At 63.9% G+C, this 18,253-nt stretch carries 16 protein-coding genes; 7 read left to right on the top strand and 9 right to left on the bottom strand.

The window, feature by feature from the left end:
* Positions 1-28 precede the first annotated feature (28 nt).
* The gene (locus DK366_RS01670; protein ID WP_109123766.1) at positions 29-373 is read right to left on the bottom strand and encodes a Rieske (2Fe-2S) protein; all 345 of its coding nucleotides are present in this window, start codon (positions 371-373) and stop codon (positions 29-31) included.
* 78 nt (positions 374-451) lie between these two features.
* On the opposite strand from DK366_RS01670, the gene DK366_RS01665 reads away from it, so the two are divergent.
* The 4 genes from DK366_RS01665 to DK366_RS01650 all read left to right on the top strand — a co-directional run bounded on the left by DK366_RS01665 (position 452) and on the right by DK366_RS01650 (position 4,241).
* Positions 452-724 carry a hypothetical protein gene (locus DK366_RS01665; protein WP_109123765.1) on the top strand — a complete coding sequence of 91 codons (273 nt, stop codon included), beginning with the start codon at positions 452-454 and terminating at the stop codon, positions 722-724.
* Positions 725-836: 112 nt separating this feature from the next.
* Positions 837-1,712: a methylated-DNA--[protein]-cysteine S-methyltransferase gene (locus DK366_RS01660; RefSeq protein ID WP_232820864.1), complete on the top strand. Its 876-nt coding sequence runs from the start codon at positions 837-839 to the stop codon at positions 1,710-1,712.
* A 126-nt stretch (positions 1,713-1,838) separates the two neighbouring features.
* Positions 1,839-2,753, top strand: coding sequence for a drug/metabolite exporter YedA (gene yedA, locus DK366_RS01655; RefSeq protein ID WP_109123915.1), 915 nt, complete (start codon positions 1,839-1,841; stop codon positions 2,751-2,753).
* Positions 2,754-2,852: 99 nt separating this feature from the next.
* Positions 2,853-4,241 (top strand): TIGR00366 family protein, encoded by a 1,389-nt coding sequence (locus tag DK366_RS01650; protein ID WP_109123914.1) that lies wholly within the window; start codon positions 2,853-2,855, stop codon positions 4,239-4,241.
* Here DK366_RS01650 and DK366_RS01645 read toward each other — a convergent pair.
* From DK366_RS01645 to DK366_RS01625, 5 genes are all read right to left on the bottom strand, one after another.
* Positions 4,217-5,296 carry an alpha/beta fold hydrolase gene (locus DK366_RS01645; protein ID WP_157956423.1) on the bottom strand — a complete coding sequence of 360 codons (1,080 nt, stop codon included), beginning with the start codon at positions 5,294-5,296 and terminating at the stop codon, positions 4,217-4,219. The two genes, DK366_RS01650 and DK366_RS01645, sit on opposite strands and share 25 nt — an antisense overlap.
* A 99-nt stretch (positions 5,297-5,395) precedes the next feature.
* On the bottom strand, positions 5,396-6,715 hold the full coding sequence (locus DK366_RS01640) for an ABC transporter permease (RefSeq protein ID WP_109123762.1): 1,320 nt from the start codon (positions 6,713-6,715) through the stop codon (positions 5,396-5,398).
* Between the two features lie 10 nt (positions 6,716-6,725).
* Positions 6,726-7,892 (bottom strand): FtsX-like permease family protein, encoded by a 1,167-nt coding sequence (locus tag DK366_RS01635; protein WP_109123761.1) that lies wholly within the window; start codon positions 7,890-7,892, stop codon positions 6,726-6,728.
* A gap of 10 nt (positions 7,893-7,902) precedes the next feature.
* Entirely contained in the window at positions 7,903-8,589 is a 687-nt protein-coding gene (locus DK366_RS01630) for an ABC transporter ATP-binding protein (protein ID WP_109123760.1), read from the bottom strand.
* A gap of 70 nt (positions 8,590-8,659) precedes the next feature.
* Positions 8,660-9,907 carry an efflux RND transporter periplasmic adaptor subunit gene (locus tag DK366_RS01625; protein WP_109123759.1) on the bottom strand — a complete coding sequence of 416 codons (1,248 nt, stop codon included), beginning with the start codon at positions 9,905-9,907 and terminating at the stop codon, positions 8,660-8,662.
* Between the two features lie 228 nt (positions 9,908-10,135).
* Here DK366_RS01625 and DK366_RS01620 point away from each other — a divergent pair, with 228 nt between their 5' ends.
* The 3 genes from DK366_RS01620 (at position 10,136) to DK366_RS01610 (ending at position 12,916) form a co-directional block, all read left to right on the top strand.
* Positions 10,136-10,822, top strand: coding sequence for a fumarylacetoacetate hydrolase family protein (locus tag DK366_RS01620; RefSeq protein ID WP_109123758.1), 687 nt, complete (start codon positions 10,136-10,138; stop codon positions 10,820-10,822).
* Positions 10,823-10,903: 81 nt separating this feature from the next.
* Positions 10,904-11,320 (top strand): large-conductance mechanosensitive channel protein MscL, encoded by a 417-nt coding sequence (gene mscL, locus DK366_RS01615; protein ID WP_109123757.1) that lies wholly within the window; start codon positions 10,904-10,906, stop codon positions 11,318-11,320.
* Between the two features lie 156 nt (positions 11,321-11,476).
* Positions 11,477-12,916 (top strand): M20/M25/M40 family metallo-hydrolase, encoded by a 1,440-nt coding sequence (locus DK366_RS01610; RefSeq protein ID WP_109123756.1) that lies wholly within the window; start codon positions 11,477-11,479, stop codon positions 12,914-12,916.
* Between the two features lie 292 nt (positions 12,917-13,208).
* Here DK366_RS01610 and DK366_RS01605 read toward each other — a convergent pair whose 3' ends face one another.
* The 3 genes from DK366_RS01605 to DK366_RS01595 all read right to left on the bottom strand — a co-directional run bounded on the left by DK366_RS01605 (position 13,209) and on the right by DK366_RS01595 (position 18,193).
* Positions 13,209-16,307 (bottom strand): efflux RND transporter permease subunit, encoded by a 3,099-nt coding sequence (locus DK366_RS01605; RefSeq protein ID WP_109123755.1) that lies wholly within the window; start codon positions 16,305-16,307, stop codon positions 13,209-13,211.
* A 13-nt stretch (positions 16,308-16,320) separates the two neighbouring features.
* Positions 16,321-17,451 (bottom strand): efflux RND transporter periplasmic adaptor subunit, encoded by a 1,131-nt coding sequence (locus tag DK366_RS01600; protein ID WP_198651378.1) that lies wholly within the window; start codon positions 17,449-17,451, stop codon positions 16,321-16,323.
* A 277-nt stretch (positions 17,452-17,728) separates the two neighbouring features.
* Positions 17,729-18,193 carry a MarR family transcriptional regulator gene (locus DK366_RS01595; RefSeq protein WP_109123754.1) on the bottom strand — a complete coding sequence of 155 codons (465 nt, stop codon included), beginning with the start codon at positions 18,191-18,193 and terminating at the stop codon, positions 17,729-17,731.
* Between the last annotated feature and the right edge of the window lie 60 nt (positions 18,194-18,253).

The raw sequence follows: 18,253 nt of genomic DNA, 5'->3' as shown, positions 1-18,253 counted from the left end.
CGTCTTGCGTTGGCCGCCCCGCATCGGTTCAGTCGTCGAGCCAGACTTCGCCATCGGTCACGCGCACGCCGACGGCGCGCAGGTGCTCGCCGCGGCAGGGTCCGCCGACACACAAGCCATCCATGTCCTGGAATGCCGCACCGTGCGCGGCGCAAACGATCAGGCTGTCCTTCACCAGGAATTTGCCCGGCGCCCAGTCCAGTCGACGACCGGCGTGCGGGCAGATATTGAGGTAGGCGCGCACCGCGTCATCGCGACGCAGCACGATGACGCTTTCTTCGCCGTCGCGCAGTACGGCATCCACGGCAATGGCGCCGCCGTTGGGAATGTCTTCCAGTCGGCAGAGCGCCTGGTCGGGTGTTGCTGTGTCCATAGGCACTTGCCTCTTTGGCCGTAAGGCCCCATCGTTACTCACGTAAGTCGTTGATTTTACCACACGGATTTTTAACACATGCGTTTTTCGCTGCCCCTGCCGCGTCGTTCCCGTCACCCGCTGGTCCGCGCCCTGTCGTTGCTCGTGGGGCTGGCCGTGGTCGGCGTGCTGATGGTGTTCGGTCTTGTGGTGGCCAGCGTGCTGCTGGTGGGCGGCGCCGTGGTGTTCGCACTGCGCCAATGGTCGCGCAAGCGGGGCGCCATGTCGCCTGCGGGTCGTCGCGCCCATGTGCCCGAAGTCATCGACGGCGAGTTCGTGGTGCTGCACCAGACGCGTCACGCAGCGCGCTGACGTACAGCTTCGGGCTAGCCGAGGCACCCCCAAGACCGAGCTGCGCAAGATCCGGATGGCCGCTGCACGGCGGCGGCACTAGGCTGCATCCATCGGTTAACGGATGTCGACCATGAACGCTCGCCAAGCCAACGAAGCCACGCTCGAACACGTCCGCCAGTTGCTGGAACGCGCCGAAGAGGCGCCGACCCTGCAGACGCTTGCCGACGCGGCCCGCCTCAGTCCCAGCCACCTTCAACGCGCCTTTCGCCGTCGCTACGGCATGAGTCCGGCGGAATACCATCGCGCCCGCCGTTTCGGGCAGTTGAAGAGCGCATTGCGCAACGGTGCTGCGGTAAGCGACGCGGTCTACGACGCCGGCTTCGGTTCGGGCAGCCGCGTGTATGAACACAGCGATCGCCTGCTTGGCATGACGCCCGCCAGTTATCGAGCCGGCGGTGCCGGCGCGGATATCCGGTACACCACCACCGCCACGCCACTGGGCCGGCTGCTTGTTGCCACCACCTCACGCGGCATCTGTTCGGTGACCCTTGGCGACAGCGACGCCGAATTGCAGCAGCGACTTGCCGACGAGTTTCCCAAGGCGTCGCATGAGCGTGTCGACGCAGGGCGCGAGGAATGGCTCGACGCGGTGATTGCACGCATCGCCCACGACCTGGGCTGGAGCGATGCCGACGCACCGGCACTGCCTCCGCTTGATGTGGCAGCCACGGCGTTCCAGTGGCGGGTATGGGACGCGCTGACGCGCATTCCTTCCGGCGTTACCAAGAGTTACGGCGAGCTTGCCGCCGAGTTGGGGATGCCAAAGGCGGCGCGCGCGGTGGGCAATGCGTGCGGCAACAATCGCCTCGCGCTGATCGTCCCCTGCCATCGCATTGTCCGTGAAGATGGCTCGCTGGGTGGCTGGCGCTGGGGCGTGGCACGCAAGCGCGAGCTGCTTGCCAGCGAACGGCAAGGCACGCCGCTGCGGAAGCGTTCTGCCGCCTGACTTGAGCCACGCTCAAGACTGTCTTGCGGAAGCCTCGCTTCTGCCCCGGGCTGGCCCGGACTATGGTTGGAGTGCTTGTAAACTATGAGCGGCATCCGCCCCGAGATGCTCCCCGCGCACACTGCCATGACCGACACGACGACCTCCGCAGCCGCGCCTGTGGCGCCAGCTTCCCTTGCCGATCCCCGCGTGCTCGTCCCGCTGGGGCTGTTCGCGCTTTACGTCATCTGGGGCTCGACGTACCTGGGCATCCGCTACGCGCTGGAAAGCTATCCGCCGTTCCTGCTCGCCGGCATCAGGTTCCTGGGTGCGGGCGTGGTGCTGTTTGCGTTCCTGAGAATGCGTGGCGTGGCCTTGCCGACGGCACGCCAATGGCGCAATGCCGCCATCACCGGCATCTTGCTGCTCGGCGTTGGCAACGGGCTGGTCTGTTTCGCGGAACAACGGGTGAGCTCGGGCGTCGCCGCCGTGGCGGTGGCCAGCATGCCGCTGTTCGCGGCGGTGTTCTCCGGCCTTTACGGAGAAAGGCCGACGCGACGCGAAACCATCGGCCTGATCATCGGCTTCTTCGGCGTCATCGTGCTCAACCTCGGCAGCGGACTGTCGGGTTCGCGCATCGGCGCCATCGCGCTGCTGGTGGCCGCCATGAGCTGGGCCTTCGGTGCCACCTGGAGCCGCCGCCAGGACATGCCGGCAGGCCCCATGAACACCGCCGCTCAAATGCTGTGCGCCAGCGTTGCCATGTTGATCGTCGGTTTTGCCAGCGGCGAGCAGTTGCCCGCACATCCGACGGCACGGGCCACGGCGGCCCTCGTTTACCTCGCCATCTTCGGCTCCATCATTGCCTTCAGCGCTTTCCTCTATGTGCTCAAGCATGCACGCCCGGCACTGGCAACCAGCTACGCCTACGTGAACCCGCCGGTGGCCGTGCTGTTCGGCGTGCTGCTCGCCAATGAAAGCGTGGGCCCGTACGACCTTGCCGGCATGGCGATCATCCTGCTTGGCGTGGGCGCCATCACGCTGGCACGCCAGCGCCGTTGACGCATCCAAACACCGGGCTTGCCTTGGCGTTGGTTGCACGGTGACCATGCCCCGATCCTGGACCGGGGCGACACCATGAATGCATCGAACGATGGCTTGATGGCGCGTGCCGCGCTGCGTTGCGCGGCGTGGTCCGAACGATGGTTTCCTGATGCATGGGTGTTCGCTGCGCTGGGCGTGATCATTGTCGCCGCGGCAGCCTTGGCGTTCGGTGCTACGCCCATTGTCACCGTGAATGCGTTTGGCGACGGCTTCTGGAGCCTTATCCCCTTCACCATGCAGATGGCGTTTGTCGTCATCGGCGGTTACGTGGTGGCCACCGCGCCGGTCGTGGCGCGTTTCATCGAATGGCTGGCTCGCGCACCGAAAAGCGGGCGTGGGGCCATCTGCTATGTCGGCCTGATCAGCATGCTGGCGTCGCTGTTGTCGTGGGGATTTTCGCTGGTCTTCGGTGGCTTGCTGGTGCGCGCACTGGCGCGGCGCGAAGAGCTGCGCATGGATTACCGTGCGGCAGGCGCCGCGGCATACCTAGGCCTTGGCGCGGTGTGGGCGATGGGGCTTTCTTCGTCGGCCGCGCAGTTGCAGGCGAATCCGAAAAGCATGCCGCCAGGACTGATCAACATCACCGGCGTGCTGCCGTTCGGTCAGACGATTTTCCTGTGGCAGTCAATCGCGCTGACGGCCGTGCTGATCGTCGTGTCACTGCTGGTGTGCTGGCTCACGGCGCCTTCGGGTCAACATGCGCGCACGGCGGAAAGTTTTGGCGTGACGGAAACACCGACACCTGCCCTGCCGCCACGCCAGCGCCCTGGCGAATGGCTCGAATACAGTCCGCTGCTCTCCGTGCTGATTGGCGCGCTTGGGTTGGGTTGGCTCGTCGTGGAGTTCGCTACCAAGCCGGCCATTACCGCCATCGCGAATCTCAACACGTACAACTTCCTGTTTCTCACCGCAGGCCTGTTGCTGCACTGGCGTCCACGCAGTTTCCTCAACGCCGTGGCACGCGCCGTGCCGAGCACGGCGGGCGTACTCATCCAGTTTCCCTTGTATGGCGGCATCGCCGCGCTGCTCACGCATGCGCCGGGCGTGGGTGATGTGACATTGTCGCACCGCCTGTCCGGGCTGTTCGTGCACATCGCCACCACGGATACGTTCCCGCTCGTGATGGGCGTTTATTCGTCCGTGCTCGGCTTCTTCGTGCCGTCGGGTGGCGGCAAGTGGCTGGTGGAAGCGCCCTATGTGATGCAGGCAGCGAACGATCTGCACGTGCACCTGGGTTGGGCCGTGCAGGTGTACAACGCGGCCGAAGCGCTGCCCAACCTGATCAACCCGTTCTGGATGCTGCCCCTGCTTGGCGTGCTGGGATTGAAAGCGCGCGACGTGGTCGGTTTCACCTTCATGCAGCTGCTGGTGCACGTGCCGCTGGTGCTGGGCTTGCTGTGGGCGCTGGGCCTAACGTTGACCTACGTGCCGCCAGTGATGCCCTGAGCGTGACCGGACGTCGCAGCGCGCATGGCGGGCAGCGGCGTAATGGTGGGACAGGAAACGCCGGGCGTTGCCGTTAGATTGGCCATCCATGCCAACAGGGGCGGCAGCAGGCGATCCGTGCGAAGCACGAGGCTGATGTGGTTCTCATGCTCCACTTCCACGTAATGCGCCGCAGGAACGCCCTCGACCAGCGCGTGAAGCGACTCGGCCGACACCAATGAGTCGTTGGCGCCACGAACGATCAAGGTGCACGGCGCCGATTGCAGCGCCCTCGCCGTGTCGATGTGTTCCAGATCCACGCCCAGATCCAGGCTCGCCTGATGGATGGCCGCATCGACATGCGACTTGCCGATCACCGCGCCCAGCCAGCGCGGACCAAACAGGCCGGTGGATGGCGCGCGCCGGATCACGTCCGCTGCGTTGCCGTAAGGTTCCAGTGCAATCACGCCCCGGACATCGCGCAATTCCGCTGCCGCAAACATCGCGGCAGCGCCACCGTAGGATACTCCGAGCAAAAACAAGGGTTCCGGCAATCGATGCGCGGCGCGCAGATTCTCGACCAGCTCCGCAACATCACGCCCTTCGCGCGGCCCGTAACCCACCGGCGCCTTGTCCGACTCGCCCTGACTACGCAGGTCTGGCATCACCACCACATAGCCACTGGAAGCGAAGTGATATGCCCACGCGATCAGCATCGCGCCCTCCCCTTCCCACGGATGCAGCAACACCACGGTGCCGCGCGTGCCGGGCGCGACGCCCAATGGCTTCTTCTCCGGCAGCTCCATCTGCCAGCGGTAGCCTTGACCGTCGGCGGCGTATCTGAAGGTTTCGGTTATGGCGTAATTGCCTGGCTCGCCCAACCAGTACGCCAGGCGCACGCCGTCTGCGGTGCGCATCCATTCGTAGCTGAAACCCTGCTCGCGAAGATTGCCTCGCATGTACGCCTGAAGCGCACTGTTGTCGGCACCGGGATGCTCGATCTTGTGCGCGACATAGCGAGTGCATCCATTCAACAGAACCATGATGCAAAGCCAGATCACCCGCTTTCGCTGCATGGCGTCCTCCGCGACGGTGCACTCCTGGATGCCACCGAGCATGTCGCGCGAAAACACCACGTGCAAGTGAGGGGCGGGAGAATCCCCGCCCCTCGTTGCTCAAAGCTCGCGCAGCGCCGTCGTCACCGGCAAGCGTGCGGCACGCACCGCGGGATACAGGCCGCCAATGAAACCGATGGCGAGTGCCCACTTCAGGCCAGTCCAGAGCAACTCCGGCGACACGCGCAGCTCGAAGCTCAGCTTGCCCACGGTTCCAGCCGCGAGAGTGGATGCGCTGTAGCCATTGAAGATCAGCCACGCGAGCAAGCCACCGAGCAATCCTCCGATCAAGGCCAGCAACATGGTTTCCAGCATTACGGCGACCACGACGGGCAAACCACGGAAGCCGATGGCCCGCAGCGTGGCGATTTCGCGCGCACGCGAGGCAACAGCCGCAAACATGGTATTGAGCGCGCCGAACATCGCACCGATGGCCATGATCAGGCCTACCGCGATGCCCACCACCCGAATCACCTTGGTCATGCCTTCGGACTGCTTGCTGAAGTAGTCGATGGTGGTGTTCACATCCACTTTCAGCTGCGGGTTGTTGTCCAACTCCTTCTTGAAGGCGTCGTAGGCCTTGGGATCGGTGAGGCGCACGGTGACTGATGCACGGCTGCTGCCGCGACGATACGTATCGGCCACCACGCTGGCATCGCCCCACACTTCCGAATCCATGGCATCGCCTGAAGAAAACACGCCCACCACGGTCCACTGCTGGTTGCCCAGCTTCACGATGTGGCCCGGCACCAGGCCATCGAATTGCTTGGTGGCACCCTTGCCCACGACCAGCTCGCGCATGCCGGGCTGGAAGTTGCGACCCTCGATGATCTTCACGTTGGGACGCACCGCCCAGGCCTGCTCACCGACACCACGCAATTGCACGCTGCCTTCGTCGTCGGGATTGCCGCCCTTGAGCGGAAGGTTGGCGGCCACGACAATTTCCGGCGAAGCGATCGGCTGGCCTTTCGCGTCCTTGGCGATGCCCGCAGCCTGCGGGATCAGCGTGACGCTGTCGTGGTCGAGCACCGACATCACTTCGGCTGCGGATGAGCCACGCATGACGATGGCGGTATCCGCGCTGCCTGTCTTGCGCAGCGTTTCCGCATAGCCTTCGCCCATGGCAAGCAACGCCACCAGCACGCCAACCACACCGGCAATGCCGACAACGATGACAGCCGACGAGCCGATGCGCTGGCCCAATGTGCTGATGCCCACGCTGGCCACGGAGGCGGCGCGCCGGCCGCCGCGCGGGAAGGCCATCCACAACGCGAACAACACCACCAGCACCACCACGCCTTGCCACGGCATGGCGATCCACGCAAAAAGCACGGCGACGATGAGAGCAAGCAGGCCGAGATTGATCAGGAAATTTTTCATGTCGCTCCCCTTAGCGGCCGGCCAATGCGTCGACGATGTTCAGGCGCATTGCACGCATCGCGGGCAACAGGCCCACCAGCAGACCGATGGCGATCATCAGCACCAGGCCAAGAATCCAGCTGTTCGCACCGACGCCAGGTAGGTTCAGCATGCCGCCGCTGCCGGCGCTCACGATGGGATTGATCAGCGCCGCGAGTCCAAGGCCGATGACGCCGCCAAGCAACAGCAGCAAGACCGATTCCGCCAGCACGATGCCCAGCACGGCATGGTTGGAAAATCCGATGGTCTTGAGCACGGCCAGCTCATTGGTGCGTTCACGCACGGCCTGCATCATGGTGTTGCCCGATAGCAACAGCAGCGTAAAGAACACCGCACCCATGATCGAGCCCACGATGAGGCCGATATCCGCCAACTGCTTCACCCAGTTGGCGGTCGCCGCCTGCTCGGTTTGCGTACGCGTTTCGTGATCGGAATTGGCGGAGATCGCGTCGATGGCCTTGGCCACCCGGTCGGCCTCGTTCACATCGTTTACGCGCGTGACGTACCAGCCCACCTGTCCGCGATTGAACGGTGTGGTTTCGTCGAAGTATTTCCAGTGCAACAGCAGCAACTGGTCGTAGAAGCCGCCGGCTTTCTTGTCCTTCGAATGCAGGATGCCCACGATGTCGAATGACCAGTTCTTGCTGCCTTGCCTGTCGGGGAAGATGGTCGACTGCAGCGGAATCTTGTCACCCACCTTCCAGTTGAAACGCTTGGCCAGCTTCTCGCCCACGAGGATGCCCGTGCGCGTATCGTCGAATGCTTTGCGCTCCGCCGCGCTCACCTCAATCTCCGGATAGAGATCGATGTAATTGGGTTCGACGGCAAAACTGAACACCTGATTGTGCGGGTCCTGATAGGCACCGCCGAACCAGTTGGCGTAGGTCACCATCTTCACGCCAGGCACCTGCGCAATCTGGGATTCCAGCGCCTGCGGCAGGGTCTGGATGAAGGAAAGCTTGGAACCGGTCTGCAGGCGCTGCGCACCGTTGGCGCTCTGCCCGGCCTGGTTGAAGGAAGTACGCACCGCGTCGAGCATGCCGAACAGCAGGAACGCGGCAATGATCGACACCAGCGTGAGTATGGTGCGGGTCTTGCGCCGGAACAGCGCTGCCCAGATGAGGTGGAGATATTTCATCGTCGCATCCTCACGCCAAGGCCTGTTCGACCAGCGTGCCCTTGTCCAGATGAAGCGTGTGGTTGGCGTACTCGGCGGCCTTGGGATCGTGCGTGACCATCACGATGGTCTTGCCGTGTTCGCGATTGAGCACGCGCAGGAGGCCAAGCACTTCCTCGGCAGACTGGCGATCCAGGTCGCCCGTCGGTTCGTCGCACACCAGCAAGGTGGGATCGGACACGATGGCGCGAGCGATCGCCACGCGCTGCTGCTGACCACCCGAGAGTTCGCTGGGCTTGTGCGAGGCGCGCTCATCAAGGCCAACCAGCTGCAATGCGATGGACGCATTCTTACGTCGCTGCGCCGCGGAAAGCTTGGTAAGCAGCAAGGGCAATTCCACATTGCGCTGCGCCGACAGCATCGGCATCAGGTTGTAGAACTGGAACACGAAGCCCACGTGCGAGGCGCGCCATTTGGCGAGCTGGCCACCGCTGAGCTGATCGAGGCGCTGGCCAGCCACGGTGATGGAGCCACCCGTGGGCGTATCCAGGCCACCGATGAGGTTGAGCAAGGTGGTCTTGCCCGAACCGGACGGGCCCATCAACGCGAGGAAGTCGCCTTCGGCGATGTCCAGGTTGATGTGATGCAGCACTTCGACTTTCTGCTTGCCGCGTTCGTACACCTTGGAAAGTTCGCGGGTTTCGATCAACGTGCCCATGTCGTGCTCCTGATGCGATGTGCCTGGCATCGCGCGTGGCGATGCACCCGATACGCCCTGCGTCCGCCGATCACTGCGCGGCTTTCGTCGCTGCCCTGATGCGGTCGCCGTCCTTCAATTCCGCCGGAGGCGACACCACCACGGTGTCACCCACGTCCACGCCATTCGGCAGCAGGCTCTGGTCGCCCACATTGGAGGCGGCCGACGACACGCTGCGCTGCTGCACGCTGTCACCCTTCACGATGAACACCACGCCCTGGCCGTCGCGCTGCGCGATGGCGGCGGCCGGCACCAGCGCACCCTTCGGCGCCTGCGTCTGCTGTTCGCCCTGGGCCTGTTCGAGGAACGACACGCGCACGCCCATGTCCGGCACGATGCGCGAATCCTTCTGCCCCAGCGCCACGCGTACCTTCACCGTGGCCTTGCCGCGGTCGGCGGCGGGCACGATGGCAATGACGTGCGCGGGAATCTTCCAGTCGGGATACGCATCGAGCACGGCTTCCGCGGGCATGTTCGGCTTGACTCGGCCGATGTAGGCCTCGTTGACGTCCACATCCACTTCCAGCGAATCCATGTCCACCACGGTGCCCACGCCGGTGCGCGTGAAGCCGCCGCCGGCTGAGAACGGCGAGACGATTTCGCCAACCTGCGCGTCCTTGGTGGTGATGACGCCGTCGAACGGTGCACGGATCACGCAGTAGTCGAAATTCACCTGTGCCACGGTCACCTGTGCATCAGCCGAGGATGCACTGCGCTGCTGCGACACCAGCTGCGCACGGGTGCTGTCGACCAGGGTGCGTGATTGTTCGGCGACCTGCTTGGAGACCAGACCTTTTTCAACGAGTGCCTCGTTGCGCACGGCATCGCGCTCGTTCTGGGTGAGCTGCGCCTGGAATTGCGACACCAGCGCGTGCGATGCCGCAGCGGCGGTGCGTGCCGCTTCGAGTGCCGCCTTGTACTGGGAGTCGTCCAGACGCGCCACCACCTGGCCCTCCTTCACGTGATCGCCTTCTTCGATCAACACGTCAGTGAGCGTGCCGGTGATCTGCGCGGACACCGTTGCCTGGCGGCGCGCGGTGACGTAACCCGTCGCCTGCAACACGGCACCCGCCGCCGCGTTGGCCACGGGTGATTGCGCCTGCGCCGTCTGCACTTCGATGGCCTTGTGGTTGATGACCCACCACGCCACGCCTGCCGCCAACGCGAGCGCAAGCACGATGCCACCCGCGATCCACGGCCAACGCCCGGGGCCTTGGCCATGTTCCTCGCGCAAGTGTTTCTCGATGCGCAGTTCCTTCAACAGATCCGCATTCGCCACACGCTCTCCCTGCCGGTCCACGCCGGTTCCCACGGTGCGATACACAATGCGGGAGCGCCCCTGCTCCCTCCCAGAAGCCCTCATCAGCCAAACGCGATGACACGTGTCACCCGGGCTGAAACGCGAAGTGGGCCAAAAGCGGTCCGGTTGTACCCGCAACCCCAGCCCGAAAAAAGCTGACGTGACAGTAGAATGGCCGGTATCCCTCCCGGTGATACCCTCCACGCCATGTCATACGCCATCACCCCTCCTGCCGTTCCGAGCCTGCCGATCATCGGCAGCGACCAACGTTTTCCGGTGCGCCGCATCTTCTGCATCGGCCGCAACTACGCCGAGCACGCACGCGAAATGGGCGCGACGGTGGACAAGGACACACCGCTGTTTTTCACCAAGCCGGCCGATGCCGTGGTGACGGACGGCGCCGACGTCATCTACCCGCAAGCCACCAACGACCTGCACCACGAAGTGGAAATGGTGGTGGCGCTGGGCGGTGGCGGACATGACCTTTCTGCTCAACAGGCCGGCGAGCTGATCTGGGGTTATGGCGTGGGCCTGGACCTGACGCGCCGCGACCTGCAGGCCGTCGCCAAGGCCAAGAGCCATCCGTGGGACGTGGCCAAGGGCTTCGATCATTCCGCACCGGTGTCGGCACTGCGCCGCGCCAGCGAGGTGACGATTGATGGCGATACGGCAATCACCCTCACCGTGAACGGCCAGCAGCGCCAGCACGGACGCCTGGGCGAGATGGTGCACGGCGTCAACGAGATCATCGCGATCCTGTCCACGCTGTTCGAACTGAAGGCTGGCGACCTGATCTTTACGGGCACGCCGGCCGGTGTATCGGCCATGCAACGCGGCGACCGCTTCCATGCCGAACTGGTGGGCGTGGCCACGCTGGAAGGCCGCGTCGTCTGAACGTGCGGAGGCGGCTCTAGATGCCGCGTCCACATATCGCTGGGTTAGAGTTCAAGCGCCAACTGGCCAAGGGAGAGAAGCATGAGCATGCTCAAAGAGTTCAAAGAATTCGCCATGCGCGGCAACGTCATCGACCTGGCGGTCGGTGTGGTGATCGGCGGTGCGTTCGGCAAGATCGTCACGTCGCTCGTGGATCAGATCATCATGCCGCCCATCGGCCTGCTTACCGGCGGCATCGACTTCTCGCAGATGAAGTGGGTGCTCAAGCCGGCCGACAATACCGATCCGGCCCACAAAATTGCCGAAGTGGCTATTGGCTACGGCACGTTCATCAATACGCTTATCCAGTTCATCATCATCGCGTTTGCGATCTTCCTGGTGGGCAAGGCGATCAACAAGCTTACGCGTCGCCAGGAGGCCGAACCCGCGCCGCCGCCGGCCGACGTGGTGCTGCTGACCGAGATCCGCGACCTGCTGAAGACGCAGAATCGACCGTGAATTGAGCGGGGATCGAGTGGCGAAAAAGGCGCCGGTGGGCGCCTTTTTCATTCCCGTCCTTCCCTCTTCGCTCTTCGTCTCTGGCTCCATGACTTCTGGCCTAAGCAGCAGCGTGGAGCCGGGCCATAATCGTTGTTTCCGCCCAAGGACTGCCCCATGCGCCGACTGCCACTTACCCTGCTTGCCGCCAGCCTGATGCTTGCCATCGGCTCGGCCAACGCCGCCACCCAGACCACCGTTCCCGCCGCAGCCGTAAAGACGGCCGAACAGCTGCGCGACAAGGCGATGAACGACAACACGGCGTACGAGATCGTTTCGTCGGTGACCACCGAAGTCGGCCCGCGCCTGGCCGGCAGTCCGGCTGACGCGCGCGGCCGCGAGTGGGCCATCGCCAAGTTCAAGGCACTGGGCTTCGACAAGGTGTACACCGAGGAAGTGAGCTATCCACTGTGGGAGCGTCGCAGCGAGCATGCGGAAATCGTGGCGCCGTTCCCGCAGCCGCTTGACCTGATCGCACTGGGCTACTCGGCCGGTACGCCCAAGGGCGGCCTCACCGCGGAAGTCGTGAAGTTCGACAGCCTGGACGCGCTCAAGAGCGCCGACCCGACCAAGGTGAAGGGCAAGATCGTCTACGTCGATGCGCGCATGACGCGCCAGAAGGACGGCCATGACTACGGCATGGGTTCGGCTGTTCGCGTGGGTGGCCCGGTGATCGCCGCGAAGATGGGTGCAGCCGCGTTCCTGCTGCGCTCTGCCGGCACCGATGCCAACAGCCGCACGCCGCACACGGGCGTTACCGGCTTCACCGGTCCGGACGGCGCCATTCCCGCGGCAGCGCTCTCCAATCCCGACGCCGACCAGCTCAGCCGCATCGTGGGTTACGGCAAGCCGGTGAGCATCAAGCTTGATCTCGATGTTGGCTTCAACGGCACCTACAAGGGCGCCAACGTGATCGGCGAAGTCACCGGCAAGACGCATCCGGACCAGGGGGTTGCCATTGGTGGTCATCTCGATTCGTGGGACCCGGGCACGGGTGCCATCGACGATGGCGCAGGCGTGGCGATCGCCATGGCCGCCGGCAAGCTGATCCATGACATGCCGCAGCGTCCGGATCGCACCATCCGCGTCATCGCATTCGCGAACGAGGAAATGGGCCTTTGGGGCGGCAAGGCGTACGCCGAGAAGCACGCCAAGGAAGTGTCGAAGTTCCAGCTCGGTACCGAGTCCGACTTCGGCGCCGGCAAGGTGTGGCTGATGACGGCCAGCGTGAAGCCCGAAGCGCGTGGTGCCATCGACCAGATCGCCAAGGTGCTGGCGCCGATCGGCGTGGCGTATGACGCCAGCAAGCCCGGCGGCGGCGGCTCCGACCTCTCGCAGATGCACGGCAAGGGCATGGCCGCGCTGACGCTGGTGCAGGACGGCACCAACTACTTCGACTACCACCACACCGCCAACGACACGCTCGACAAGATCGACCCGAAGGAACTGGCGCAGAACGTGGCGGTGTACGCAGCGTTCTCGTACATGGCGGCGCAGGCGGATGGCGATTTTGGTTCGGCACCGGGCGCATTCGCGAACGACGGTGCGGAAGAGTGATCGCTTCCCCCAGGTCATGAAAAAAGGCGGCCAATGGCCGCCTTTTTTTTGCGACATCTCCCCCCTGTAGGAGCGCACTTGTGCGCGACCGCATCGTTTCAACCTCGCCGTGAGGTAGATCGGTCGCGCACAAGTGCGCTCCTACAGGTTGGAGGCGAACTAGATGAATGCAGAACGAAAGCGCATAGCTGAAACCGGCTCTTCTGTGGGAGCGCGCCCTGTGCGCGACAGCCTCACCGGTCCAGCAAGGCCCGTCGCGCACAGGGTGCGCTCCCACAAACAGACCTGTGGTTCAGTGGGCAGCTTCGGCACTACCCAAGCGACGCTTGCGCGAAAGCCGTGCATGCAGGCGATCCAGGTACAGGTAGATCACCGGCGTCAGGTACAACGTGAGCACCTGCGACACCAGCAAGCCGCCGACCACGGCGAGGCCCAGCGGGCGACGCGTTTCCGCGCCCGCACCCAGGCCCAAGGCAATCGGCAGCGTGCCTGCAAAGGCCGCCATGGTCGTCATCATGATGGGACGGAAACGCACGTGGCACGCTTCGACAATAGCCAGTGCGGGATCGGTACCTTCGTTGCGCTGCTTCTCCAGCGCGAAGTCGATCATCATGATCGCGTTCTTCTTCACGATACCGATCAGCATCACGATGCCCACGAAGGAAAACAGATCGAGCGGTGCGCGGAAGATCATCAGCGTGAGCAACGCGCCCACACCCGCCGATGGCAGGCCGGAAAGAATGGTGAGCGGGTGAATGAAGCTCTCGTACAAGATGCCCAGCACGAGATAGATCACGAACACCGCCAGCACCAGCAGCAGGCCCATGCCCTGCATCGAATCCTGGAAGGCCTGCGCCGTGCCCTGCACGCTGCCGGTAATCGACGGCGGCAGGTTCATCTGCTTCATCGCGCCATCGATGCGCGCCACCGCCTCGCTCAAGCTCACGCCGGGTGCGAGATTGAACGACACCGTCACCGCGGGAATCTGGCCCTGATGATTCACCGTAAGCGCTTGTGGCTTGCGTGCGAAACCCGCCACGGCATTGAGAGGTACCAGCGTGCCGCTGTTCGACGTGACATAGATCTGGGACAACACGTCCGGATCGTTCTGCAGGGCGTAGTACACCTGCAGAATCACCCAGTATTGCGATGACGCACCATAGATCGTCGAAATCTGGTTCGCACCGAATGCCGAACCCAACGCCGTCTGCACCTGGTCCATGGTGAGGCCCAGCGTGGCGAGCTTGTCGCGATTCACGTCCACCACGATGGACGGACCGTTGAGATCCAGGTCGCTGGTGACGTCCTGGAAACCAGGCAGCTTGCTGAAGGCGTCGATCACCTTGCCCGACCAGGTGTACAGCATCGGCGTATCGATGGACTGCAGCGTGTACTGGTATTGCGCCTTGGACTGGCGGCCACCGACCTGGATCGACGGCGGGTTCTGGATGTAGGCGCGGATGCCCGCCACCTTGGCGAATTTCGCGCGCAGTTCCTGGATGATGGTATTGATGTCTGAACGCTCGCCTTGCGGCTTGAGCGTAAGCAGCAGTGAGCCGTTGTTGGTGGTGGTGCGCGCACCACCGCTGCCAACCGATGACATGTAGCTGTCGATGTTCGGATCATCCGCGACGATCTTCGCCAGCTGCTGCTGGCGTTGCGCCATGCCGGCCACCGATGTGTCGTCCGGCCCCTCGACGTTCACGTTCAACTGGCCGGAGTCACCGGCCGGAATGAAGTCCTTGTCCACCACGGCAAACAGCACGCCGGTTGCCACAAGACTCGCGGCAAACAAGCCAAGAATGCTGCGCGGGTGATGTACGGCCCAGGTGAGCGTGCTGACATAACCGCGGCGCACGCGCTCGAAGCCGGCGTCGAACCACAGCACCACCTTCGCTTTCTTCTCGTGTTCGGCGTGCTTGAGGAAGCGGCTGCACAGCATCGGCGTGAGCGTGATGGAGACGAAGCCCGAGATCAGGATCGCCACGCTCAACGTCACCGCGAACTCATGGAACAGGCGGCCCACGATGCCGCCCATGAACATCACCGGCAGGAACACCGCCACCAGCGACAGCGTCATCGAGAAAATGGTGAAGCCGATTTCGCTGGCGCCCTTGAGGGATGCCTCGTACGGGTCCATGCCGTCTTCGACATGACGTACGACGTTTTCCAGCATGACGATGGCATCGTCCACCACGAAGCCGACCACCAGCGTCAAGGCGAGCAGCGAGAGGTTGTCCAGGCTGTAGCCCAGCGCGAACATCGCGCCGAATGTGCCAACGATGGACACTGGCAACGCGAGCGCAGGAATCAGCGTGGCCGATGCATTGCCAAGGAACAGGTAGATCACCAGCACCACGAGCACGCCGGCCAGCAGCAGCGTGAACTGCACGTCGTTCACCGATTCGCGGATGGAGTCGGAACGGTCATACAGCACGGCCATCTTGATCGACGGCGGCAAGGTTGCCTCGAACGTGGGCAGCGCCGCGCGAATGCGGTCGATGGTGGCCACCGTGTTGGAACCGGGTTGGCGCTGGATGGCCAGCACGATGGCGCGCTCGCCGTTGTACCAGCTCGCCACCTGGTCGTTCTGCACGCTGTCCTCGGCCTTGCCCAGGTCGGACAAGCGCACCGGCGCGCCATTGCGATACGCAACGATGATGTTGTTGTACAGGTTGGCACGCTGCAACTGGCCGTCCGAACGGATTTGCAGCAGCTGCCGATTGCCATTGAGCGAACCGGTAGCGAGGTTCACGTTGGCTGCCGCCACTGCGTTCTGCACGGTATCGATGCCGATGCCGCTGGCAGCCAGCTTCTGTGGATCCACGCTGATGCGCACCGCGTATTTCTGCGAGCCGTACACGTTGACCTGCGCCACGCCGTCGATCATCGACAGGCGCTGCGCAAGCTGCGTTTCCGCATAGTCATCCACCACCGACAGCGGCTGCGTGCGTGAGCGCAGCGTGAGATAGAGGATGGGTGCATCCGCCGGGTTCACCTTCCGGAACGTCGGTGGCGTGGGCATGTTGGTCGGCAGCTGGCGCTGCGCGGAGGAAATGGCCGCCTGCACATCCTGTGCTGCACCGTCGATGTTGCGATCCAGCTCGAAGGTGATGGTGATCGACGTGGAGCCCAGCGCACTCGTCGACGTCATCGACTGGATGCCGGCGATGGTGGAGAGCTGGTTTTCCAGTGGCGTCGCCACCGCCGTCGACATGGTTTCAGGCGCCGCACCGGGCAGGCTCGCGTTCACCGTGATGGTGGGGAAATCGACGTTCGGCAGTTCGTTGACGGGCAGCTTCGGGTACGCGGCGATGCCGAATACCAGCAAGGCCACCATCAAGAGCGTGGTCATCACCGGGCGCTGGATACACAGGGCGGGCAGATTCATGCGTGGTGCCCGATCAACTGTTGTCGGTAACGACGTGCACGTGCGTGCCGTCCACCAGCAGCAGCTGACCGTCCGTCACCACGGTCTCATGGCCGTCCAAACCTTTCTCGATGACGATTTGCGTGCCCGTGGTGGGCCCTGCCGTCACCATGCGCTGCTGCACCGTGCCGTCTGCATCGGTGACGAACACGAAGCTGCCCAGCGGCGAGTTCTGCAGCGCCACCACCGGCACCGTCACCACATTGGTGAGGCGTGTGGTGGGTAACGTCACTTCCACGAACTGGCCGGGCGTAAGCCGCACGTCGTCGTTGGTGTAGCGCGCCTTGAGCTGGATGGTGCTGGTGGTGGCGTCCACCGTGTTGTTGATGAAGTCGAGCTCGGCATCCATCGCCGCGCCTTTGGAACCGGGAATGTTCACCGTGACCGGGACCTTGCCGCGCGCCATCGTCGCCTTGATGCCGTCCAAGCCTGTTTCGGGAATGGAGAACGTGACGTGGATGGGGCGGATCTGGTTAAGCACCACGATGGAAGTGTCGTTCGCCGAAATCTGCGCGCCCGGATACATCAGCGGCGCGCCGGCGATGGCGTCGAACGGTGCCTGGATCTGCGCATAGCCCAGCTGCGTGCGTGCCAGCTCCACCGCGGCGTTGTCCGCCTTGACGGCGGCGGTGTAGATGCCCTGGTTGGCCTTGTACGTGTCGTAATCCATCTGCGACACGTAGCCCTTGCCGAGCAGCGGCTGGTAACGCTTGATCACCGTGTTGGCGTTGTCGAGCTGCGCCTGGTCTTTCGCCAGGTTGCCGAGCGCCTGGTCCAGCTGCGCCTGCAGCAGGCTGGGATCGATGCGCACGATGGTGTCGCCCTGCTTTACCTGCCCGCCCGGCGTAAACGACAACACCTGCAACTGGCCGCTGACGCGCGCCTGCACGTTGACCGTGGAGAACGCCTCGGCGCGACCGATCACCTTGAGCGTCAGGTCGAGATCGCCACGATGTGCGCTGGCCACCTTCACCGGCACGGAGGCTGGCGCAGAAGGCGTCTTGGCGCGGGCGCGCTCGCCGCCACGAAACATCTGCGCGGCCACGATGGCCGCCACGATGATCACGGCGAGCACGATGAATTTCTTGCGTGACGTACCCTGCATGATGTCTCCGACTACCCACCGTCGCCGGCGCGCGTCATGCGCCAACGTGCCGACTTATCGGCTGCGCTGCCTGTCAGTAAAGGGAATGCACCTTGCCCACCCTGCCGGTGCTTGCACTGGCATTGTGAAGCAGCATGCGAGCGTGACCTGCACGACCGACAGCACTTGGCAAATCGCCGGCCGTCAGGCAGGCGTCAGTCATTGCAAATTAGTGTGGCGAGACGATGACGCGCACCTGCCAAAAGACCTGGTGCGCGCCTTCCGTTACGCGAGGACGTCAGGCCTCGCCTTCTTCCTCGGCGCCGCCACCATCGAGCGCCTGGAGGTTTTCCTTCATCCGGTTGAGCACGCCCAGCGCCTGTTCGAGCTCGTCGACCGGGATGCCTTTCGCGGCGTCCTTGCGCACGCCACGGGCGATCAGCTCCATGTCGGCAATGACGCCGCGTGCCTGGTCGGTGACGTAGAGCCGCCAGGCGCGGCGATCCTTGGGATCGGGCCGGCGTTCCACGAAACCGGCCGCCTGGAGGCGATCGATGACGCGTCCCACGGCGATGGGCTCCATTTCCAGCGATTCGGCCAACTCGGTCTGGCGCATGCCTTCGCGGTGGTAAAGCATCTTGGTGGCCCGCCACTGTGCGCGGGTCAACCCGAATTTCACGGCACGCCTGTCGAAGTGCTTGCGGATGAGCAAGGTGACATCGTTGAGCAGATAGCCGAAGGAGATGTCTTCTGCCTTAGTCATGTCGATCGATCAGTCCCTGCGGGCGAGTGGGAAGGCCAAGCATACGTCGCAACTTTTTAC

Source organism: Dyella sp. C11 (assembly GCF_003121485.1).
Lineage (GTDB): Bacteria > Pseudomonadota > Gammaproteobacteria > Xanthomonadales > Rhodanobacteraceae > Dyella.
This window is presented reverse-complemented; position numbering and strand designations above follow the sequence as displayed.